Below are 21,091 nucleotides of genomic sequence, written 5' to 3' on the forward strand. Positions count from 1 at the left end.
TTAAAATGAAAGCAGCGTCTCAATTTTTTCAAGGGCAAAGGGAGCCTTGAGCAATTTATTTGCTGCTGCTGAGAAGCGGGCAAGATGGGGCTGTGCCAGGTGCTGTTGCATGGCGGCCTCATCTTCCCAGCTTTCTCTTACATAGTAGCTAAGCACATTGTCCTGCGCACGGAACACTTCGTACCGTACCATGCCCTGTTCGTCCTTACTGTTTTGGGCCAGTTCATGTAACAATTTTTCCAGCGATGCCGCACTTTCCATGTTAATGGCATTAAATGTAACCCAGGCAGTTTTCATATGATATAGTTATTTGATAAATTTATTTTTACTGATATCAAAATTACGTGGATATCAGCGTGGCTGTTAGTGAAAATCAAACCAAAAATTTTATGAATCAAACAAATTATACTTGTAAAAGCCATTCAATAATACAGATCTTATAATTAGTTTTGCTGATAAGACAATTGTTGATGAGCAGTAAACAGCGGCGGGAGCGTTTAAAAGCAGAAGTACACAAGAGTATCCTTGTTGCAGCAATGAGCATCATAAAAAATGAAGGTGCCGAGGCTTTGAGTATCAGAAAAATTGCTGATATAATTGAATACAGTCCCACCATCATTTATGCTTACTTTTTAAATAAAGAGGCCGTATTGATAGAACTGGCAAGGCAAGGCTATACTATGCTGATCGAAATCACGCAGAACCGGCTGGCCCTGGTTTCTGATCCCAAAGAAAGACTTGAAGTAATGCTCAGCGCTTATATCCAGTTTGCCCTCAATGAAAATGAGCTTTACCAGCTGATGTATACTACAGGCAGCAGTGTTCCCAATGTTGAAAAATCTTTTCCGGCACTGGCCTCATTTATGAACCTGTACCGGGAACAGATGCAGCTGATCACCGGAGGCACATTATTAGAAGACACATTTTATTCCAATTATCTGGTATGTGTCTCTTTTATACACGGGCTTGCACTGATCAACAGATATTATAAGGATATAGACCCCGAAATGAACAATATAGTATTTAAAAAAGCTGTAAAAGGGATCATCAGTACGATTGAGTTTTCATAGATTTTATTTAACCCGGAGCCTGACCCCATGCGTAAAAAAAACACATCCATACGGGTAAATAATTTTGGGGGCGAATATCACAGTGGTATTTCCATCGAAAAGATGTCTCTCAATGACATTCCGCTTCCCGGCTATGCCTATCAATCCGAACGGCACGACCGCCACAGCTTTCACCTGGTTGAAAAGGGAACAATTACGATTGAAATTGATTTCGAGCGTTACCAGCTACACGCCCCTGCTATGGTCTACATGCACCCAAACCAGGTGCACCGCATGATCAGCTTTGAAGACGTAACGGTAACCAGCTGGGCGGCCGACAATGAAAACCTGAATCCCGGATACCTGAAGATCCTGGAAGAACTCAGCCCCGTGGGCCCCTTAGCACTCAACGAAGAAACTTTTTCACTGTTATCAGAGGCGGTATCGCTTTGCCTCAGACTTTCGCTTCGCAGGAATGACAAGTTGTACCAGCCGCTGTTAAAAGACAGCTGCAATACCTTGGTTTGCCTTACCATTTCGCAATATCTTGAACAAACAAAACCTGCAAATACCCTATCAAGGTTCGAAAGCGTTGCCAAAGCTTTCAGGGAAGTATTGGAAAACAATTTTACCACGCTTAAGAGCCCGGCCGGATATGCAGAGAAACTGAACATTTCGGCTCCTTACCTCAACGAATGTGTCAAAAACACAACGGGACATCCCGTATCCTACCTGATCCGGGAGCGCGTGATGCTCGAAGCAAAACGGCTGCTCTACCATTCAGACCAGTCGGTTAAGGAGATTGCAACCCGGCTGGGCTACGACGACTATCCGTATTTTTCGAGGTTGTTCACCAGGCACGCAGGGACCTCTGCCCTTGCCTTCCGCAAGAAAAACCACGAATAGTCCAATACATACGCTAATCTGCCATTTTTTAAGGCGGTGATTCTGCCTTCTTTTGCTACATCATATAATGAAAAAATGAAGACATCAACAAATAAAACAGTACTCATTTCCGGTGCAAGCTTCGCAGGTTTGTCGGCCGCCTTTTGGATGAGCAGACTAGGTTACCACGTAACCATTGCAGAGATCGCAAAGGGAATAAAACTGGGCGGCAGCCCCGTAAATATTGAAGGTATAACGGTAGATATCATCAGAAAGATGGGGATCTACGAGCAGGTGGGGTCTAACACGATCACGATGGAACTGCTGGAATTTAAAAATGCAGATGATATCAGCGAAGGCGCAATGGACCGCAGCGCTTCCAAAGATCCGCACAAAGCTGAAGGCTTTGAGATTGAGCGTAACACATTGCTGAATCTCTTGTATGACCTGGTTAAAAACACAGCCGAATTTATCTTCAGCACAAGTATTACCGGGCTTAAAGAAAGCAGCGACCAGATCAGTGTTACTTTTAACAACGGCAGTACCCGTGATTTTGACCTGCTGCTGGGCTGTGACGGCATCCATTCCCCTGTAAGAAGAATCTGTTTTGGCCATGAGCATGAATATTCTCACTTTCTGGGGCAATATTTTTCCATAACAATCATTAACAAACTGCTCATCCCGGAAAATACCACACAGTTCTTCAATATACCAGACAAGTCTGTTATGCTAAACGCTTACAACGGCAAGACAGATATTATATTTTGCTTCCATTCTGACAATGAAATCGCTTATGATTACCGCGATGAAGCGCAGCAGAGACAAATTATCCTTGATCAGTTTGCCGGAGTAAACTGGCGAACGGCCGAACTGCTGTCCGAAATGATGGAGTCCAAAAACTTTTACTTTGATAAATTCTGCCAGATCAAAATGCCTTCATGGACAAAAGGTAGGGTGGCGCTGGTTGGCGACGCAGGCTATTGTGCTTCTCCAGCTGCAGGAATGGGCGGCTCTCTGGCTATTAATGGTGCCGCAGCTCTGGCAGATGCTTTTGAAAAATCTGAGGAAAGTTTTGAAAATGCCTTTGAGGAATATAACAAGTCGTTCCGGCCATTCCTCACAGAAGTTCAGGAAAGGGTATCAACCAAATCGATGGAGATTCTTTTCCCAAGAACGGAAGAAGCTATACGAAAAAGAAATACAGAAGGCTTTGAATTGTAAAAACGGCCGGACTTAATCTGGCTTAATCCATACTGAATTGCCATGAACTTCAAAATCCAGTATCGCCACATGTTCAATCGGAAGTCCCCACTCTTTCATCGTGGTGATCACCAATTGTGCTTCATGAAAGGTTTTTCCCTGGTCCAATAACATGTGCAATGCATTTACTTCAGTAAAAGTGCTGTTTCTTGCTGCTGCCATAGCGGGAACAGCATGATTGGGATTAACAAGATCACTGATTTTATTACTGATCAAGTCTCTGAGACGCAAAATGTATCCGGAAGTAGTCATAATAATATTCATAGCGGTAAATGTTAAATAATCTGCGTTCAAAACTATTTTTTAAAATAAAAACCACAACTATAATGAATGCAATCAAATATACAAAACCGTAGACAAAGTTCCACACATTATTTTCATTCTTTTTCGCACACATATACGTGGTTTGGTTTTCTCAAGTCTGTGATATTTAATACCATATAATTATGCCAAACTATTATCATATAACATTGTTGCTTCAATTATGGGACATTTGACACAAACCGTTCTCTAAAAGAAACATTTTTACACTTAATGAAAGCCCCATTTTGTAGTTCATGGGGAATTGAATTCCCGCACATTCCAGGTCAGAGTAAGAATCCTGCGTGCCAAACATTTTTGTCAATTAACGCACTCATTCACAAGGGTTTTTGAGGCCATCTGACGCAAATATTGGTCATCTTTTTGCGTATAGCTGTTTATCATAACCTATTCATCATGAAAAACATCAACCCCAAAGGAATCGATTATAACCTGTTTACTGGGATCTTGAATGACCTCTCATATACCCGTAAAACGGTGATCAATACGATTAACCAATACTCATTCTGTATTGCAGAGAACGACCCTAACTTTAAGAAAGCATTGCAGGAGTCAGAGATACTGTTGCCAGACGGTGAGGGCATTGTAATGGCAGAGCGCATTCTAACCGGCAAGAAGATCAAGAAGATCTCCGGAGCACAGCTTCACGATCATTTTTTAACCACCCTTGCCCAAAGAAAAGGCAAATGTTTTTACCTGGGCTCATCTCCTTCCACCCTTGCTAAAATCAAAGCAAACCTCGATAAGCAGTATCCTGATATACAGGCTGCGTTTTATTCGCCGCCATTTAAAACCGAGTTTAGCGAGCAGGACAATAAAGATATGATCGATGCCATCAATTCTTTCGCACCTGATGTGTTATTTATAGGATTAACGGCCCCAAAACAGGAAAAATGGTCACATGACCATAAAGAAGCGATCAATGCTAAAGTGATTTGTGCTATTGGTGCCGTATTTGATTTTTATGCCGGTACTGTAAAACGTCCCAGCAATATGATGATCAATATGAAACTGGAATGGCTTGGCAGACTGATCAGTGAGCCTAAAAGAATGTGGCGCAGATATCTCTATTTTGGCCCTGTATATCTGTACCTGATCTTAAAACGCAAGATGAAGAACGGTGATCCTGTTCCGGAAATGACCGAGATGAAGATGACCAATGAGTTTAAGATAAGAAAGGCGTCATGAACAGCCGGTATACCAATCTGTACAGGATCTTTTTTCTTCTGGCAGACCTTATTGCGCTGAACGTTATATTTCTTTTTTTACTGTCACGGCTGGAAGCGCTGCCGACGGCCGACATGAAGAATTACACTATACTTTACATGGCCGGCAATGCCATCTGGCTGGTATGGTCTTATGTAACGGCAACATACATCATCTATAAAAATGTAAAGCTGAAATTGATTACCAGCCGCACATTATCTTCGCTCCTGTTATTTTGCCTTTCCGTAATCATATTCGCCGCAGTGGTAAATTTCAAATACGACTGGTTTTTCATTACCTGCCTGTTATTCGGTTTCAGCACGTTTATCCTGGTGAGCCGACTGATGCTGATCTCCTATGTGCTCTATTCACGAAACAGCCGCTTTTATACCAACGTGGTGATTATAGGCTGTAATGATATTTCAAGGTCTCTGATCGGTATGATTTATAACAATAACCGTAACGTAAGGATCCAGGGTTATTTTGATTACCCTCCTGCAGATTTTAATCAGGGGGATTATCCTTTTCTGGGCGACATTAAAGATTGCCTTGATTTTGCGGTGAACAATCACATTTCAGAAATTTACTGTACCCTTTCACCAGAAAGTTCCTCAGAGCTTTACCAAATGGCAGAAGAAGCAGAAAAACATTTCATCAGGTTCAGGTTTGTGCCCGACCTGCGGAAGTTTATCGACCGTAAAGTGCATGTAGATTTTATTGATCATATGCCGGTGCTTTCCCTCCGTTCAGAACCAATGGAATACCAAACTGCACAGATCAAAAAACGCGTTTTTGATGTGATCATGAGCCTTGCTATTTCTGTGATGCTCCTGTCCTGGCTGCTGCCGATACTGGCCATCATTATCAAACTGGACTCACCGGGCCCGGTATTTTTTACACAGAAACGTAGCGGCAAAAACAATAAGGAATTTTCATGCCTTAAACTGCGCAGTCTTAAGGCACATAACAATGCCGATGGTGCAGTGGCGCAGGTAACAAAGAATGACAACCGCACTACCCGCGTAGGCCGGTTCCTCAGAAAATCCAATCTTGATGAGCTGCCGCAGTTCCTCAACGTGCTGATGGGCCAGATGTCTATCGTAGGCTCGCGCCCGCATATGCTTAAACATACTGAGGATTTCTCCAGTATGGAAAACGAATATATGGTGCGCCACCTTTCAAAACCGGGAGTAACGGGCTGGGCACAGATCAACGGCCACCGCGGGGAGATCAAACAACCCGGACAACTCAGACAGCGGCTGGAGCACGATATCTGGTATATTGAGAACTGGAATATCTGGTTAGATATAAAAATTGTGATGATGACCGTTTATGTCACCATCAAAGGCGATAAAAACGCATACTAGAAATCCATCTGCCTGTGGATCAATCAGCGCCTGGAGCAATTTCCCGGTAAAGCCCGATCAGCTGCACCGCATTTGCTTCAGGTGAGTATTGATTCAGATAAGCCTGCCTTGCATTGGCTCTGAATGCTGCTCTCGCCTCCGCCGGCTGCTCCTCAAAATAAGCTACTTTTTTCATCAGGTCCCCCTCGTCGCCTGCTGTAAAACGCAAACCGTTTACACCATCATCAACAAGGTTTTTGATGTTGCCAAGGTCTGAGGCAATCACCGGCACCCCTCTCGAAAATGCTTCGATCACCACCATCCCAAAAGTTTCATACCATACCGATGGAAAAATCAATGCCCTAGTCTTTTCCATCATTTCATAAACTTTCTCTATCGGCTGTGCACCAAGAAAGCTAATATTAGAATATCCTGAACTATACTCTTTTACCAGCTCCTCCAGCGGCCCGGTACCTACAATATTTAATGAATGCCCTGAGGCCGCAAATGCTTTTAACAGCACGGGCAGGCCCTTTTCCTCAGTAAGCCGCCCGATATACAGATAACCGGAACCAGTTTCTGTGGATACACTGCCTGAAAAACAGAAATTTGGCTTTACCACAATATGATCTGCAAAGCGGCCAAATTTAGAAAGCGCAAAGAGGTCTTTGGAATGCTTGCCCAGTACAATAAAGCGGTTGATCTTCTTCCAGGTACCCAGCTTTTCATGTAAATACATGGATGCTGCAATCCAGAAAGTGATGGCTTTAGAATTTTGATATACGCCTTTCTTTACTGCCTGCCAGGCAAATCCGGGTTCAAGGGAATCCATAAACAATTCATTGTTATGGTACAGTGAACCTGAAGGACATAATAGCCGGTAATTGTGCAGCGTCATCACTACAGGCACCTTCATTTGATCAATCGCATATACTACCGCAGCAGAGCCACTGAAATGCAAATTATGGATATGCACTACATCCGGTTTAAATTCCCTGATTTTGCGGAGGGTTTTACGGTAGGAGCCATAATTAAAAGGCACCTGTAACAGCTTTAACAATGTAGAGCCACTGTTGCTAAAGGTCAGTTGCTCCACTTCTGCTCCGGCACCGCGCAGCAATGCTATTTCATTTGCCACAACACTGTCTTCACCGCCCTTCAGTTTGTAATACGTGTGGACTACCAGTACCCTCATTAACCCGCTTTTTTAACCCTGTTGGTTACACGGATAAATTCATTGATCAGCTTGCGCGTAACCAGTGCCTTTAAACCATAGGGCTTTTTAATTTGTGCCTGCAGTTCCGGGACAATATAATCGCCTTTACAGTAACTGAAAGTTTTCTTTACGCCCTTATCAATCGGTGTTACCAGATAATTGATGCCAAAGGTATTGGTTGATTCCTCATCAAAACCGATGTTGCTTACCTTGGATAAAACCGGATAAATCACTTTGAGCTGGTTCTCTGCCACATGGGCCTGCAGCTGCACGTCCCAGGTAGAGATCACACCAGAGATTTGCTTTTTAAGCATCCTCACCAGGTCGTAACCTTCGGCATTCATCCGTTTTTTGAAACCGGGAGAAGTATCCATCATATGCTGCAGCTGGTCTTTGTCCCAGATCACGGTATCAAAACGGTCTGCCCATCCGGCCCATCCGTATGAACAAAAACGCTTATAGACAATGGTATCGTAAGGATATGTTTTTTCTTTAGTAATGGGGAATACATAGGCGGTGATACAGAAAACAGATTTGTCCTTCCTGTAAAAGTCGAGCCCGTCCATCAGGTATTTGATATAGTTGGGTGACACCACCAGGTCGTCTTCGACAATGATAAACTCATCGTAATTTTCGCTGAGAAAGGTAAGCCCAGTCTGAAAATTCGGCCCGGTGCTGTAGTTGCGGTCGCGGTAATGTTTGATCACATTCCTGAAACCTGTAAGCGAGTCGATATAAGCACGCACTTCCATGATCCCCTGTTTGTCCGCTTCCTTTTTATAGCCATCGCTAAAAAAAACAATATCCATCGAGGCACATTCCGGGTTTTTCAGCAATGCTTCTATACAGGTCTTTAGCTTGGCAGCCCTGTTATAACAAAATACCCCTATAATAATCGATCTTTCCATGCTCATATATTCTTATTGCTTATCTTTTAAATTTATCCCAAATCACCGGAAACAGTGTTTTCATCCATAGCTTTACAAATGCTTCGGGCACATGTGTAGGGAAATGGTGTTTGATAAAGGCCATATACTCTTTATATGCCAGTCCTTTCGGGCTTTTCAGATAGCTGATACGTTCCTTTAATGTTGCCTTGCCCGTTTTCCAGTTATTGCCATGGTCATCTATACAACTGCCCAGCACTCCCGGCATCACTACGGCCTTAAAACCGGCTTTTTTTGCTTTCAGCGTATAATCAAAATCGGCAATGCTGTGTGTGTAGCGGTCAGACAGGATACCTACCTGCTCTACAATTTCCCTGGGCACAAGCATAATATTGGCATTGGCTAGATCGCACTCTACATATTCCGTTTCGCTGTAGGCCGTATAATTCTGCACTTTCTTTTGGTTGTACAATAACCTGCCGCCATAAGATATCTCGTTATTGTGGTCAATGGTGCTGCCTATAGCAATGGCATTAGGCACTGTGCCGTGTATATCATAATATTTAAGCAGCTTTTTGATGGCATCCTTTTCCAGTAAAGTATCGTCATTCAGGAGCAGGTAATATTCCGGATCTGTTTTCAGTGCTTCACCCCAGGAGTTGCGCATACCTCCGGCCCAGAACAGGCTGCCGCTCCCCTTAAATACTTTCACCTGCGGATATTTCTCCTGCAGTGCATCCCTCGTTCCGTCGGATGAGTTGTCGTCCGTTAAAAAAACGGTCAGCGTTGTTCCTTCGGGCAGTGCCTGTTCGTATAGGCTCTCCAGGCAGCTCAGGGTTTTTTCACGCCGGTTAAAAGTGGCCAGTAATACGGCTATGTTCATAGTGCAGCTTTTGGTAAAAATTTAATCTTCTTTGCGCGTTTTCTGATTGCGCGGTAGTAACTGAGCACATAATATTCCAGACGCATGGCCAATGGCAGATATGGTATGCCCAGGGTGGATTTCACAGTTTCGAGATATACCTTATCCGGCAGGTCCAAACCATAGTCAGGCGAATGGTTTACCAGGGTGTTGTACAACCGCGCCAGTCCGTAAGTTTTTTCAGATGGCAAATGCCAGATCGCAACTCCGGGATCAGTTTTCTCCACATTCCTGTAAAAAACAGGGTTGGTCCAGATCCTTTTCAGCAAGTCGGTACGCGGGCTGGCCTTAAAATTATTCTGATAATAGATATAACTCAGCGTTTGTGCTTCTTCGTTAAACTTAGGCATTCCTTTGGCATGACGGCGCATGAGCTCTGGCCAAAGCTTAAGGAAATCGCTAAAGATCGTGTTGATGTTTTTAACGCTGGCCAGAAAGAATTCGCCCAGGTGGTAGCCCGGAATTTCCGGCACTGCCTTACCAGAAAGATCCTGGTACAGCTGCTGCATATCTATTCTGCTCAGGCCATGTATCACCAGCTCGGTACTGCATGGGTCTTCAAAAGAGATAAAACCATTGTTAGCTGTCGCTTCGGTAAAGAGCTCCGCCGCAGGTCTGGTAAAGATACAATCAGAATCCACAATCAGGTACTGATCATCCGGGTTCTGGTTATGTTTTACAATATATTCAAGAATAGAGAATTCATAAAACTGGTTCTGGAACAGGTTAAAATAACCCTTTGGCGTTTTGTATTTAAAGTCGGTAAAAATCACCTCCACGCCCATATCTTCAAGCATTTGCTGCACGCTCTTTCCGTCAACTTCGGGAAGTACATTTACGTTGGTAAACAACAGGTGTTTCTGCGTTTTGTTAAAGCGTTTACTGGTAGCATAGAACAAAACCAGGCAGCGCCAGTAAATATTCTGATGTTTCTGTCCTGATGATTTCTCACCGGTCTGCGGGTAGATACTTTCTTCTCCTTTTACATCCGCACAAAGCCAGGTACATATATAATTCATATTGGTGTGTTGGTTTTATCAGTTGATAATTCGTAATCTCTTGTTCTTCTTCTGTTTACCTGATGCCTCGGGTGAACTTCTTCATATTCTACCTCTTCAATATCATCGGTCATATCTTCCCCATCATGTTCCGCAGCTACAGTTTCTGCAGCAGGCACACGCTCCAGGTAATAGAGACAAAGCCCCACGTGCCCCCAGAAAACAAAGGGAAGCACATAACTGAAAGAGAAGATCAATCCTGCCAGTGAAAATGCAATCAGGATGATCGATTCCTGGCTCAGGCGCTTGCTAAAAGCTTTGAAGGACAGATAAACCAGATAAAAATATTTGAGGATCAGGCCAAAAAAGCCATGGTAAAATAACATCTCCATATACCCTTCATGAAAGTGCTGCCCGGATTTTTCCGGCCACCAGTCTACCAATGGGTTTTTCATTTCAAAACCTTCAAACGTCCATCCAAAGAAAGGCCTTTCCAGTACCATTGGAAAATATGTACGGCGCTGGTCGTCACGGAATTTACCTGTACCATCTTCACGGGCCGGGTCAAGTATTTCGCTAAACCTGTCGCCCATAAACGCCAGGAAGCCCGGAAAAACCTGTGACACCACAAACACGGCGAGCGCCAGCAGCAAAATAGCGCCGATACCCGTTCTTACCAGTTTAGACATGCCCAGCAGATTGTTCCTCATGCTCATCAGCAGATATACGCCCAATGAAAACAAAGCCGAAGCCCATACCGAGCGGTGCTGGTGGATCAGGATCACCACAAAGCAGAAGATAAACAGTCCCAGGTATTTCATTTTGCCCAGCTTCAGGAACTGGTTAAGGTACCACAGCAGCGGCAGGATCATCATAAAGATGGAGCGAGCATGGATAATCCTGCTGTCGCCGGAGAATGGCCCGTAATCGTCCATCGTTACCGTTTCAAGGCTAAAGGAGAAACCCCGCCCGTATACCACCATAAAAGCAATGTAGAGCACAATGTAAAACTTCGCCAGAAACTCCAGCAGGTCAAGATCGAGCGTACGGCATACTGCCTTGATGTAAATCACATAACATACCGGGAACAGCACGCTAAACATCGTCAGCTGCTGGAAAACCGAGCCGTAATTGATCATGGAATCAAATATCAGCCGTACCAGCATAAAGGTCATCAGGCCGATATAGATCTGTTCGTTCCTTTTCAGGTTACGGAAGTTATACAGCACAAAACCAAATATCGCCAGGCTCAGCAGCTTCTCATACATCAGCACGATGACAGAGACCGGCATCACCATCCATGAGAAAATATTCTCCATCAGCAAATACGTGAAGAATACCACAAGGATTTCCTTCACATAAAATTGATAGTTAAATATTTTAACAATACGGTTCATCAGATCATTTTTTTAATCCTGCGGAATACTTTGGGAACGATATGCGTAAGCTGGATCGTGCTCAGCAGGTTGTTGAGCATGATCACCTTCAGGCTATTCCTGTCGTCTTCCCATTTAATTGCTTTTTCGCCCTGCAGGTACATACTCTGGAAGATATCTTCCTTTTCCGGAATAATAGCCCTGTAAATTTCTGCTTTTTTGTCTACCAGTTCCTTATTGATATAGCCAAGGTGTTTAAGGCGGAAGTTCGTACCGCGTTTTAATCCTTTGATGCCTTTCACATTAGGAGAATCAATGATCAGGTTCTGAAAATGTCCGTCAGGATGCTCGCGCCACATGATACGGTCGTGCCCGGAAGAATAGTTTAACCTGTACCAGGAACCTGCAAAATGCTCACGGTCTATAAAATGGAACCTGCGGAAAGCAAACTTATTGATCATTTTGCTGCTCATCAGCTTATCAAAATGCGCACGGGTAAGCCCGGGTTCAAAAATCTCGTCAATGTCCAGCCACAGGCACCAGTCGGGCTTGCGCATACGTGCATGTTCATACATCAGGTTTTTGTCCCTGCCCTCGTTATACCCTTCGGTCCTGATGATATCCACCACCATCGGGTGCGCTTTCAGGGCTTCGTAGGTACCGTCGGTAGATCCATTGTCGAGCACTACAATTTCATCTGCCAGTTTCTCGAAACAGTCTAACCATTCTTTAACGAAGAACATTCCGTCCTTTACACGGAGCATAACTACTAATTTAGCCATAGATCTACTATTGGTTAATGATACTTTGTTTATTAAAATTTATTTTGAAAACCGATGACAACATCGATGTAACATCATTTCTAAGCGACTCGTCCAGGGTGAGGATCAGCCCTGCAAAAAAGACGGCAAAACTGCCCCCGTTCAACAGGATTTTGATGATCAGCATATCTGCCGGAATCACGGTAGCGTACAGCAGGCTAAATCCCCATCCGCCCAGGGCAGACAGCGGGATGATTATGGCCCATAACATCAGCGAGCGCCTCATCAGCGTCATATTGAGGAAGCCAAGTTTATACAGCCTTACACTAAAGAAGACAAAGTCGATCAGGATGTTCAGCGTGATCATCGTAATCATCAGCCCGATCAGCCCGTAAGCTTTGGTCACAAAATAATACAGCACACCAGAAACAATCCCTTTCAGGATATTGATAAAGCTGTTCATTTTGATATCGCCCAGTGCATAGCCCATATTGGCCATAAAATAGCCCAGCAGGTCAAAAAAGAAATTACCGATCAGCAGGTAAACCACCGTATTGCCGGCATATTTGCCTTCTCCTGTCCATGCCGTGATCAGGCTGTGGTAATTGAGCCAGAAACACAGCGCTATAAATATCGCCGCATAGGTATAATATTTAAACTGCGTATCAATCAGGTTCCGGATGCCTTCGGTTTCGCCCTTGCCATTGGCATGGGAAATTACCGGCATCAGCGCTACAGAATGCCTGCCGATGAGCGACTGCGTCATCTGGATGGGCCTTTTGTTGATCTCAAATACCGTGATCATGGCCGGGTTTACAAACCTGGCCAGTACAATCATGTCCATACTGGCGGCAAAGCCACCAATAATACGTGATACTGAAGTGAAGGAAAAGATCTTGATGAAACGTTTAAAGTGGCTGCCATCAAAGATGATCTCCAGCTTTTCGCGGTTGAGCACTCTTTTTAATGCAGTAAAATTAAACACGTTGATGTATAAGGCCCGGGTTAGGTTTGAGGCCGCGATGGAGATCACGCCAAAGCCCAGGTACAGTAAAATCACATTGGTAATCAGGAACAGTACATTAGCTGTCAGCGAACCGATGGCTACCGGGGCAGAGTTGTGCATCCCCTGGTTCATGCCGGAGAGGCTGAAAGAGACGAGCGACATACCCGTTGCAATGATAGAAACGAGCAATGCCACCTGTAAACCATCATATTTTGATACATCCTTGTTAATGATGGTACCAATCAGAAAGTAAAAGACAAAACCCGCAATTACCGATATGGCAAGGATACAGGCAGAGGCCGAGAAACCCGAACCAATTGTCAATCCTATCTCCCGGTCAGAATTCTGCCCGCGCAGTTGTGCAATTTTTTGCTGCAAAACATCCCCTACCCCCGGATCTGCCAGTGTCATCCAGGCCAGGATATTTCCCGTGGCCAGCCAGAGGCCCAGTGTAGAAGAATCAATTCTTTTGAGGTAAAGCGGCAGCAATATGACAGAATTGATGATGTTGGTAATCACATATCCATACTGAAAAACAAAGTTCCACTTTAATACTTTTTTGTTCATTACTTACCGCTGTCGATGCTAATACGTTTCTGGTCATAACTGCCCCCATACACCATTCCAGAGCCATAACCATAGCCGTAGTTCTTACCAAAGCCACGCGGGGCTACGGCATTGAAAACGATGGCAGGATTGGGAAGGTTATTGAGTTTAATATTTTCGTCGATACGCTCTACAAAAGCTTTTGGCGTGTAAGCATGGCGAACCACATACAGGGTAGCATCACAAAATTGCGCCAGTGTATAGGCATCAGAAACCGGCCCTACAGGCGGTACATCCAATACGATGTAATCAAACTTTTCATCCAGGTAATTGAGTAGTTCTTCGGTCCTGTTGCTTAAGATCAGCTCTGAAGGATCCATGGGCAAGGCACCTGTAAGCAGTAAGGAAAGATTTTCGTTTTGTCCTGACGGGATAATTGCCTTGTCTGCAGTAATAGCGCCCTGCAGATATTCGGTAATGCCTACCGTTTGTTTGATGTTAAACTTGCGGTGCAGCGTAGGGTTGTTCAGGTCAAAATCAAGCAGTGCTACCTTTTTGCCGGTCATGGCCAGCGTAATTGCCAGATTAGATGCCACAAAGCTTTTTCCCTCCCCTGATATGGCAGAAGTAACCATCACCCTTTTATGGGTGCTGCTTACGCCCAGGTACCTTAAGGTAGTACGCAGGCTCCTGAACTGCTCTGCAATCAGTGTGCGCTGCTGTCCGCCCATTACAATGGCGCGGTTAGATTTATCAGTAGAAATTTCGGCGATCACCGGTAAGCGGGTCAGCTTTTCGATATCGCTCTGGAACATCACATTGGTACGCAGGCCTTCTTTGGCAGTAACAAAACCAAGGCCTATAATCCCAGCACCAAATAATGCCGCCAGATAAATCATCTTTCTTTTAGGGCTCACCGGAAATTCAGAAGATTCTGCGTTGTTCACCACTTTACTTCCGGAACCGTTAGAGATATATGACAAAGCAGTTTCTTCCTTTTTCTGCAGCAGGAAAGTATAAATATTGCTTTTGATCTGCTGCTGCCTGCTGATGTCAACCATCTTGCGTTCTTTCTCTGGCATGGTTTGCAAAGCCGAAGAGTAATTGCTGGTGGTAGACGACAGGTTTTTGCGGCTGGCCTGTAAGCTGGCACGCTGATTTTGCAGGTTCTGAACAATCTGCGGTTTTATTTTATTGATCTGGTCTATGTAAGAAACATACATCGGGTTGTTTTCACCGGTAGTTTTTTTCAGGCTTTCGGCATTCAGCTGCAGCTCATAAATATTTTTTACCATCTGGCTCAGTCCCGGGTCATTTACCCCTACTGTAGAAGGAACTACGCCATTTGCAAGGTTGTTAGAACGTACAGAACTCTCTACCTGGTCAAGTACAGACAACTGCATGTTGATCTCCCCTACCTTCTGGTCGTTGTTGCTTACGTTTTCAAGGTATAGTTTTCCCTGTGTGCCCACATCCACGGCACCTTCTACGGTACGGTAGTTCTGCAGGTTGCTTTCAATGGCAAGCAGTTCACTTTGTACGCCTGCCAGCCGCTGGCTGATAAACTCCATGGTGTTTGCGGCAAGTTTGTTCTGTTCATCAATCGCAGCATTGTTATATACCTTAAGCACGTCGTTCAGGATATCTTCTGCCCTTACCGGATCTTCATCCGTCAGCGTTACGCTCAGGATTGTAGACAGTTTGTTGGCTTCTGCCACCTTGATCCGCGATCCCAATGTTGCAGCAGCTTTCTTTTCCGTCATCAGTGAGAAAAAGAAATCACCATTGCGCTGCAGGTTCTTATTATGCGTGTTCATCATAAACATCAGCATACCATAGGGTGTGTTCACCCAGGTATTCAGCGGATATTTTTTACCCTCAATCGTTACTGCCGATTGTGCAAATGTGAATGCTACAGGCTCTGAAGCCTTAATCGATTTAGGGTCTTTGGCAACAATCTGTACAGGTGAGCTTTGGTAGGCCACATCTTTTGACAGCGCAGTTTTGGTATATACCGGCGCATAGAGCGACAGGTTTTCTACTACTTTATACAGGATGGGATTAGACATGATCATCTCTCGCTCATTGTCAATCGTCTTTTTTGGAGCGGTGGTTTGCATCGGGGCATCCGATTTCAATTCATCGGCACCCTTTTTCTCATTGATCATGATGCGTGCCGTAGCTTCATACAATGGCGGGGTCATCTTTAGATAAACCCATGAGCAGGCCAGGGCAACGGCAAATAAAATGGCGAACAATGGCCAGTACGGCAATAACTTAAAAAGCATATTACCTCCCTGCTCTGTGGCTACCTGTTGCGGCTCTGACGTTTTTCTGATCAATTTCATCCTTCTATAATTTGCTTAACGGGCAATACGGTCAATAATGATTGCACCAAATGAGAGTGCACTTAATATGATAGGCAGCAGTTGCGATGTTCTTGTTGAACCTGCAACTTTTGCTTTATTGGTTTCTACATAAACGATATCATTTGATTTCAGATAGTAATATTCCGAATCAAATATTTCACTTGAATTGAGGTTGATCCTTTTGATCTTTTTTACACCGTCTTCTTCCCTGATCACCATCACATTGTCTTTACGTCCGTAGATGGTAATGTCACCGGCAAGGCCAAGGGCTTCAAGCAGGGATATTTTTTCACTTGGCACATTCACTACTGAAGGCCTTGATACTTCACCAAGCACAGATACTTTAAAGTTAAGCTGGCGGACAATCACAATAGGGTCTACCAAAAGTTTTCTGTTGATCAGCTCATTGGTAATCTTTAAACGCAGCTGGTTGGTAGTTAGCCCGGCAATCTGCAGATCGCCCAGTACAGGGAACTGGATCTTGCCTTCTTCATTTACCAGATAACCCGGCGAAGTCAGGTTGATACCACCCAAACCTGTACTGCTTACGTAAGAGTTGTTGGGTTTATTAAAAATTTCTGTAGCTGCAGGGTTTAAACTGGTAACTGCAATACTAAGCAGGTCGTTTGCCTGTATCACGTTCCTGGAAGGAATATTTGCTGATTTAAGTACTGCATCCTGCTGGTCGCTGAAATAAACTGTCTTTTTAGAACTTGCGCAAGAGCTAAGTAACATTTCTGAGCAGATGAACACTAAAAGTGTAAGCGCCGTTCCGCGAGCGCTGAGTTGAATTCCTTTGAACATGAGTAGTATTAGTTTATGTGACCATCTATGCCATAATCAGGCCTTTTTTCTGCCAGTTCAAAAATTATGCTACTCTCCATGTACGGGCGTTGCGGCGATTTAAAAGCTGGATTGAATTTCAAAAAACGGCCTCTGAGCGCATACAGGGCACTATATTCCTGAGAGTGATTTTTTGCATCATCAATTTCCCGGAACTATTTCCCCCAATTGAGTAAAATTGAGAAATTTCTTAAACTACCTGCCCCGGAGAAAAATATTTTTTTTGAAAAAAATATTCCCAAAAAGAATGAGGATTACACATACATGGGTGTTACTGTAATGTTTCTGCGCTGCCGCGCGTATAAAACCCTGTAGCAATTATAGTACGCAGGTCACTTATTGGGGCACATTTGTCCCTAAGAAACCAATATTTAATCTGAGGAGTACCTTCACCAGGATCACTGTCGTGAAGTATACAAAGATAAATTTAATGATAAACCAGGATAAGAATGTAGTGGTAAGAAGACTGAAGGTATCAACACCAAATTTCGACAAAAATTTGAGCAGGAAAGCGAGCACAGCCAATGGGAACATGTGGTACAGGTAGATGCCGAAAGTTTCGCTGCGCGGCTTGATCCAGTTGCTGTGAAGGGGCTGGTCAAAGATCCGCATCATCGTAATAAATGCCAGTACAGAATAAATCTGGTTACTGATCCGCAGTATGCTCAGCGGTTCCCTGAAGCCCTTTTGCCAGAGGGCTACAGATTCTGCAGAGCTGAGGATATAAACCAGCACAAAAGCAGCCAGCAGTGTGCTGATTTTTATTTTGCTGAAATAGCCCGCAAGGTTAAACCGTCCTATATAATAGCCCAGCCACAAATACAGGATAAAAGCAAACAGTGCATGGACATGTGATTGCGCATTTGCAGAGTAGGCAAAATACCAGGTATGGCCCAGCGTAACCAGCAGGAGGAAAAGCCCAAAGATTTTACTGTCAAGGTATCTGCGGCAGCACATGATCACGATCAGCGACAGCCAGTAACTGGGCAGGAACCATAAGGCAGAATTTAAAAACATATCCACTATATACTGGCCCACGTTCATATCGCCGGCCATATGCAGCACATAGGTTTTAAATATAAAGAGCAGCACGATGCCGCTAAAAGCAAACAGGTAAGGGATCAGTGTAGCGTAAATGCGCCTTTTGAAATAGGCCATTGGTGGTTCAGTGTGTATCTTTCCGGCCAGCAGAAAACCTGAGATCATAAAAAAGCAGATCACGCCGAATTTAAAAAAGTCCATTACAAAACAATACAGCGGTACATTATCAAGCATCAGGTAACTGGTGCCTGCGGCGAAAGCCGGGGTATGTGCCCAGATAATACCCAGCATACTAATCATCCGGATCCAGTCTACAAATGCATAATTAGGCCTTGCGCTTTTGTGCGCTGTCAAATCCGGCCCTGCCATAATGCTCCCATGCCGGATACCGGCAGTATTTCCCTGCATGCCTTAAAAAGAGAAAAAACCAGGCCAGAATAGCTATTGTAAAGGCTTTAATACGTCAAAAAAATAAAGAAAAATAAAACCTTTTACGTTTTAGCTGTTGTAGTACTGAATAATTGTTGGAATGATGAAGAAAGCTTATATTATCCTTGCACACAAAAACCTGGATCACCTGCTGCGGATGGTGGAGCGGCTGGATGACGGGAATTCCCATTTTTTTATACATGTAGACCTCAAAACTGAATTGCCCTGCAGTTATGCCGAGCTGGCAAAGAACAGGCGGGTGCTGCTTACGAAACGGATTGCTACCTCCTGGGGCGGTTTTAGCCTGGCCCAGGCAACCCTGAATGCGATGTATGATATCAAGGCTACCGGAATCCATTTTGAAGCCATCAATCTGCTAAGCGGTCAGGATTACCCGATAAAAAGTAATGAAGAGATAGATAATTTCTTTAAAACATCAAAATACGGGGTGTATTTAGATCACTTTACATTACCAAACTATAAACGCTGGGACACCGGGGGCACCTACCGTTATCAAAAGTATTTTTTTGGGATCGGCAAAACTTCTCTCCTGTTTTCTAAACTGATGAACCTATTGTCTACTTATGTACCGGTTTTTGCACGAAAGCTCCCAGCCCATTTAACCCCATACTGCGGATCACAATGGTGGACAATCAATATGTATGCACTCAACTATATCCTCAGCTTTATCGGAGAGCATCCTGATTATGTAGAATTTCACAAATTTACCTTTGCACCCGATGAGCTCTTCTTCCATATCATATTGCTCAATGCAAAAGATCCTGCTCTGCAGCTAAGCATCAGCAAAGATAACCTGCGCTACATCAAGTGGGCAAAACTGGACAATGCCCATCCCGAGGTGCTCAAGCCCGAAGACATGGAAGACCTGCGCCAGTCTGGCTCTCTGTTTGCAAGAAAATTTGACGGAGAAAATGATGAGAAAATCCTTGACCTGATTGACGAACAAATTCTGTTCAGGAGCAATGTTCAGCGATAAAGGATTTCCTCATCCGTAGTTTAAGCAACTAATAAGGTGCTTTCTTATTTTTTGGTGATGATCACCGAAGGCAATATGGCAGCATCTAAAGCTGCGCCCCATAAATTGGCATCCCAGCCTTCGGGCTTTATACTGTTTGGCGACAGCCAGGCATTGTTCTGATAGTTATCCTTATTGAAATACCTCACTTTATTGGTGGTCACCTTACAATCCGATGTTTTCCATCCGCCAATGTCATTTACATAGATACCTACATTGGTAAATGACTGTTGTTTTCCATATACAGCATTGTTTACCATGGTGATATGATGGCCGCCAGAAATTGCCATACCAAACTGTCCCGGGTCTACCAGGATATTATCCGAAGCATACAGATAGCCACCGCCATTGTCGCCCAGCATAATCCCGCCGCCGCTGGCACTTGGCCCGCCGCCCCTGATCCAGTTTCCTTTTACCGATATCGGACTTGCCGCGGTTCCTTCGCTCTGGTACAGGCTGATCGCATCTTCCGCGTAGCTCTGCCCAATGATATTCTCCCCCCTGTTATTGCTGATCGAGCTGTTGGCACCTTTCACATTATTGAACTGCACAAACTGTCCGCGCGGAAAGGGCCCCTGCATGTTCAGGAACTGGTTATTGTTTACGATGATGCCACCCTGCGTATGATCTGCATATACGCCCGTGCTCACTTTGGTGAAAAAGTTATTATCGATAGTGATATTATTACAGTTATATAAATAGATACCCACATTAGCTGCATTGGACAGCCTATTCCCCGTGATATGGATATTATAACAGTTGGTCAGCTTAATCAGCGGGGCAGAACCACCGGCAATTGCCTTGCCGCTAATGGTAATATCATGCTGGCCGTAAAGATCAATCACTGCAGAGGATGTATAAGCCGGATCAGGTGTTTCCTCGGTATAGGCTGCAAGCCTGCTGCCCGGTACCGGAGATTCTACTGTTCCTCCCGGCAGCATCCATTGAACAGCAAGGTTTCCGCCGCCTCCGCCCTGCTTGTGCAGTACCTCGATATAGTATTTTTGTCCTGCCTGCAGCGTAATCGCTTTTGATTTCTGCGACGCAAATTTAGTCCACTCCCGGCTGTTGTTCCAGCTTAGGGTATAGGCGATTTTTACTTTATTCACCGCTTGTGCATCAGTAGAGAGCCAGATCTCGCCGGCATCATCCGCACTGATCCAGAAGGTATAGCTTCCTGTGGTAGGTGCCTGGATATACCCGCGAATTCTCTCTCCGTAGTTTTCGCCGGAATTTAGAGGGATTTCAAGCGCTGTGATCTGTGTAGTTACCGATGGACTGGTCTGCAAAGGAATCTGGGCAACGTCGTTACCGTAATTGTTGTTCCATACCTCCCTGCCGATACTGCCGGTAGCCAGGTTTTGTATGGCCGCAGTATTGGCAGCGCTGGTGGCCATTACGCCCGCAACGGTTTGCAGCTCATTTGTAGCAATCTCTTTGTGGCACGAAACCAGCACAGGACTAATTCCAAGGGTAGCAAAGACAAAACAATATTGAAATTTTTGAAAGGTTAACAAAGAGCTATTCATAACACAGGGATTTGAGAGTAAATTTATCATTACTCAGGTACAACGCAAAACTATTCACCCAACCA

19 protein-coding genes are annotated in these 21,091 nt (G+C 44.4%); 6 read left to right on the forward strand and 13 right to left on the reverse strand.

From position 1 onward, the window contains the following. A complete protein-coding gene (locus FN831_RS22790; RefSeq protein ID WP_142530513.1) occupies positions 1-297 on the reverse strand; it encodes a putative quinol monooxygenase in 297 nt (98 codons plus the stop codon). 173 nt (positions 298-470) lie between these two features. On the opposite strand from FN831_RS22790, the gene FN831_RS22795 reads away from it, so the two are divergent. The 3 genes from FN831_RS22795 (at position 471) to FN831_RS22805 (ending at position 3,155) form a co-directional block, all read left to right on the forward strand. Beyond that, positions 471-1,070 carry a TetR/AcrR family transcriptional regulator gene (locus FN831_RS22795; protein ID WP_142530514.1) on the forward strand — a complete coding sequence of 200 codons (600 nt, stop codon included), beginning with the start codon at positions 471-473 and terminating at the stop codon, positions 1,068-1,070. A 27-nt stretch (positions 1,071-1,097) separates the two neighbouring features. Further along, positions 1,098-1,955: an AraC family transcriptional regulator gene (locus FN831_RS22800; RefSeq protein WP_142530515.1), complete on the forward strand. Its 858-nt coding sequence runs from the start codon at positions 1,098-1,100 to the stop codon at positions 1,953-1,955. A gap of 75 nt (positions 1,956-2,030) precedes the next feature. Continuing rightward, complete coding sequence (locus tag FN831_RS22805; protein ID WP_142530516.1) at positions 2,031-3,155, forward strand: FAD-dependent monooxygenase; 1,125 nt, start codon at positions 2,031-2,033, stop codon at positions 3,153-3,155. A gap of 12 nt (positions 3,156-3,167) precedes the next feature. On the opposite strand, the gene FN831_RS22810 is transcribed toward FN831_RS22805, so the two are convergent. Further along, positions 3,168-3,458, reverse strand: coding sequence for a hypothetical protein (locus FN831_RS22810; protein WP_142530517.1), 291 nt, complete (start codon positions 3,456-3,458; stop codon positions 3,168-3,170). Positions 3,459-3,911: 453 nt separating this feature from the next. Between FN831_RS22810 and FN831_RS22815 the strand changes: the two genes are divergently transcribed. Together FN831_RS22815 and FN831_RS22820 are read left to right on the forward strand one after the other, a co-directional pair. Beyond that, complete coding sequence (locus tag FN831_RS22815) at positions 3,912-4,703, forward strand: WecB/TagA/CpsF family glycosyltransferase (protein WP_142530518.1); 792 nt, start codon at positions 3,912-3,914, stop codon at positions 4,701-4,703. Continuing rightward, positions 4,700-6,088 (forward strand): exopolysaccharide biosynthesis polyprenyl glycosylphosphotransferase, encoded by a 1,389-nt coding sequence (locus tag FN831_RS22820; protein WP_142530519.1) that lies wholly within the window; start codon positions 4,700-4,702, stop codon positions 6,086-6,088. The genes FN831_RS22815 and FN831_RS22820 overlap by 4 nt, the downstream gene beginning before the upstream one ends. 19 nt (positions 6,089-6,107) lie before the next feature. On the opposite strand, the gene FN831_RS22825 is transcribed toward FN831_RS22820, so the two are convergent. From FN831_RS22825 to FN831_RS22870, 10 genes are all read right to left on the reverse strand, one after another. Further along, a complete protein-coding gene (locus FN831_RS22825; protein WP_142530520.1) occupies positions 6,108-7,262 on the reverse strand; it encodes a glycosyltransferase in 1,155 nt (384 codons plus the stop codon). Beyond that, a complete protein-coding gene (locus tag FN831_RS22830; RefSeq protein ID WP_185960577.1) occupies positions 7,262-8,191 on the reverse strand; it encodes a glycosyltransferase in 930 nt (309 codons plus the stop codon). Before FN831_RS22830 ends, FN831_RS22825 begins: the two co-directional genes overlap by 1 nt. A 19-nt stretch (positions 8,192-8,210) precedes the next feature. Further along, positions 8,211-9,053 (reverse strand): glycosyltransferase family 2 protein, encoded by an 843-nt coding sequence (locus tag FN831_RS22835; protein WP_142530522.1) that lies wholly within the window; start codon positions 9,051-9,053, stop codon positions 8,211-8,213. Beyond that, entirely contained in the window at positions 9,050-10,111 is a 1,062-nt protein-coding gene (locus tag FN831_RS22840) for a hypothetical protein (protein ID WP_142530523.1), read from the reverse strand. The genes FN831_RS22835 and FN831_RS22840 overlap by 4 nt, the downstream gene beginning before the upstream one ends. Further along, entirely contained in the window at positions 10,108-11,487 is a 1,380-nt protein-coding gene (locus tag FN831_RS22845) for an O-antigen ligase family protein (RefSeq protein WP_246101710.1), read from the reverse strand. The genes FN831_RS22840 and FN831_RS22845 overlap by 4 nt, the downstream gene beginning before the upstream one ends. Continuing rightward, the gene (locus tag FN831_RS22850) at positions 11,487-12,248 is read right to left on the reverse strand and encodes a glycosyltransferase family 2 protein (RefSeq protein WP_142530524.1); all 762 of its coding nucleotides are present in this window, start codon (positions 12,246-12,248) and stop codon (positions 11,487-11,489) included. The genes FN831_RS22845 and FN831_RS22850 overlap by 1 nt, the downstream gene beginning before the upstream one ends. Positions 12,249-12,255: 7 nt before the next feature. Then, positions 12,256-13,800: an MATE family efflux transporter gene (locus FN831_RS22855; RefSeq protein WP_142530525.1), complete on the reverse strand. Its 1,545-nt coding sequence runs from the start codon at positions 13,798-13,800 to the stop codon at positions 12,256-12,258. Continuing rightward, entirely contained in the window at positions 13,800-16,127 is a 2,328-nt protein-coding gene (locus FN831_RS22860; protein WP_142530526.1) for a GumC family protein, read from the reverse strand. The genes FN831_RS22855 and FN831_RS22860 overlap by 1 nt, the downstream gene beginning before the upstream one ends. Before the next feature lie 15 nt (positions 16,128-16,142). Next, a complete protein-coding gene (locus FN831_RS22865; protein WP_221931388.1) occupies positions 16,143-16,952 on the reverse strand; it encodes a polysaccharide biosynthesis/export family protein in 810 nt (269 codons plus the stop codon). 375 nt (positions 16,953-17,327) lie between these two features. Continuing rightward, a complete protein-coding gene (locus tag FN831_RS22870) occupies positions 17,328-18,440 on the reverse strand; it encodes an acyltransferase family protein (protein ID WP_142530527.1) in 1,113 nt (370 codons plus the stop codon). 121 nt (positions 18,441-18,561) lie between these two features. On the opposite strand from FN831_RS22870, the gene FN831_RS22875 reads away from it, so the two are divergent. Beyond that, positions 18,562-19,458: a beta-1,6-N-acetylglucosaminyltransferase gene (locus FN831_RS22875; protein ID WP_142530528.1), complete on the forward strand. Its 897-nt coding sequence runs from the start codon at positions 18,562-18,564 to the stop codon at positions 19,456-19,458. A 44-nt stretch (positions 19,459-19,502) separates the two neighbouring features. Here the strand turns inward: FN831_RS22875 and FN831_RS22880 are convergent, their stop codons facing one another. After that, entirely contained in the window at positions 19,503-21,026 is a 1,524-nt protein-coding gene (locus tag FN831_RS22880; protein ID WP_185960578.1) for a PA14 domain-containing protein, read from the reverse strand. Between the last annotated feature and the right edge of the window lie 65 nt (positions 21,027-21,091).

Source organism: Pedobacter westerhofensis, assembly GCF_900182595.1.
Taxonomy (GTDB): domain Bacteria; phylum Bacteroidota; class Bacteroidia; order Sphingobacteriales; family Sphingobacteriaceae; genus Pedobacter; species Pedobacter westerhofensis.

Excerpts from the sequence above, each read along its gene's own strand:
- FN831_RS22870 (WP_142530527.1), bottom strand. The coding sequence starts at position 18,440 with ATGCAGGGAAATACTGCCGGTATCCGGCATGGGAGCATTATGGCAGGG.
- FN831_RS22820 (WP_142530519.1), top strand. The coding sequence starts at position 4,700 with ATGAACAGCCGGTATACCAATCTGTACAGGATCTTTTTTCTTCTGGCA.
- FN831_RS22835 (WP_142530522.1), bottom strand. The coding sequence starts at position 9,053 with ATGAACATAGCCGTATTACTGGCCACTTTTAACCGGCGTGAAAAAACC.
- FN831_RS22855 (WP_142530525.1), bottom strand. The coding sequence starts at position 13,800 with ATGAACAAAAAAGTATTAAAGTGGAACTTTGTTTTTCAGTATGGATAT.
- FN831_RS22790 (WP_142530513.1), bottom strand. The coding sequence starts at position 297 with ATGAAAACTGCCTGGGTTACATTTAATGCCATTAACATGGAAAGTGCG.
- FN831_RS22860 (WP_142530526.1), bottom strand. The coding sequence starts at position 16,127 with ATGAAATTGATCAGAAAAACGTCAGAGCCGCAACAGGTAGCCACAGAG.
- FN831_RS22865 (WP_221931388.1), bottom strand. The coding sequence starts at position 16,952 with ATGTTCAAAGGAATTCAACTCAGCGCTCGCGGAACGGCGCTTACACTT.
- FN831_RS22840 (WP_142530523.1), bottom strand. The coding sequence starts at position 10,111 with ATGAATTATATATGTACCTGGCTTTGTGCGGATGTAAAAGGAGAAGAA.
- FN831_RS22880 (WP_185960578.1), bottom strand. The coding sequence starts at position 21,026 with ATGAATAGCTCTTTGTTAACCTTTCAAAAATTTCAATATTGTTTTGTC.
- FN831_RS22805 (WP_142530516.1), top strand. The coding sequence starts at position 2,031 with ATGAAGACATCAACAAATAAAACAGTACTCATTTCCGGTGCAAGCTTC.
- FN831_RS22825 (WP_142530520.1), bottom strand. The coding sequence starts at position 7,262 with ATGAGGGTACTGGTAGTCCACACGTATTACAAACTGAAGGGCGGTGAA.
- FN831_RS22815 (WP_142530518.1), top strand. The coding sequence starts at position 3,912 with ATGAAAAACATCAACCCCAAAGGAATCGATTATAACCTGTTTACTGGG.
- FN831_RS22810 (WP_142530517.1), bottom strand. The coding sequence starts at position 3,458 with ATGAATATTATTATGACTACTTCCGGATACATTTTGCGTCTCAGAGAC.
- FN831_RS22830 (WP_185960577.1), bottom strand. The coding sequence starts at position 8,191 with ATGGAAAGATCGATTATTATAGGGGTATTTTGTTATAACAGGGCTGCC.
- FN831_RS22850 (WP_142530524.1), bottom strand. The coding sequence starts at position 12,248 with ATGGCTAAATTAGTAGTTATGCTCCGTGTAAAGGACGGAATGTTCTTC.
- FN831_RS22875 (WP_142530528.1), top strand. The coding sequence starts at position 18,562 with ATGATGAAGAAAGCTTATATTATCCTTGCACACAAAAACCTGGATCAC.
- FN831_RS22795 (WP_142530514.1), top strand. The coding sequence starts at position 471 with ATGAGCAGTAAACAGCGGCGGGAGCGTTTAAAAGCAGAAGTACACAAG.
- FN831_RS22800 (WP_142530515.1), top strand. The coding sequence starts at position 1,098 with ATGCGTAAAAAAAACACATCCATACGGGTAAATAATTTTGGGGGCGAA.
- FN831_RS22845 (WP_246101710.1), bottom strand. The coding sequence starts at position 11,487 with ATGAACCGTATTGTTAAAATATTTAACTATCAATTTTATGTGAAGGAA.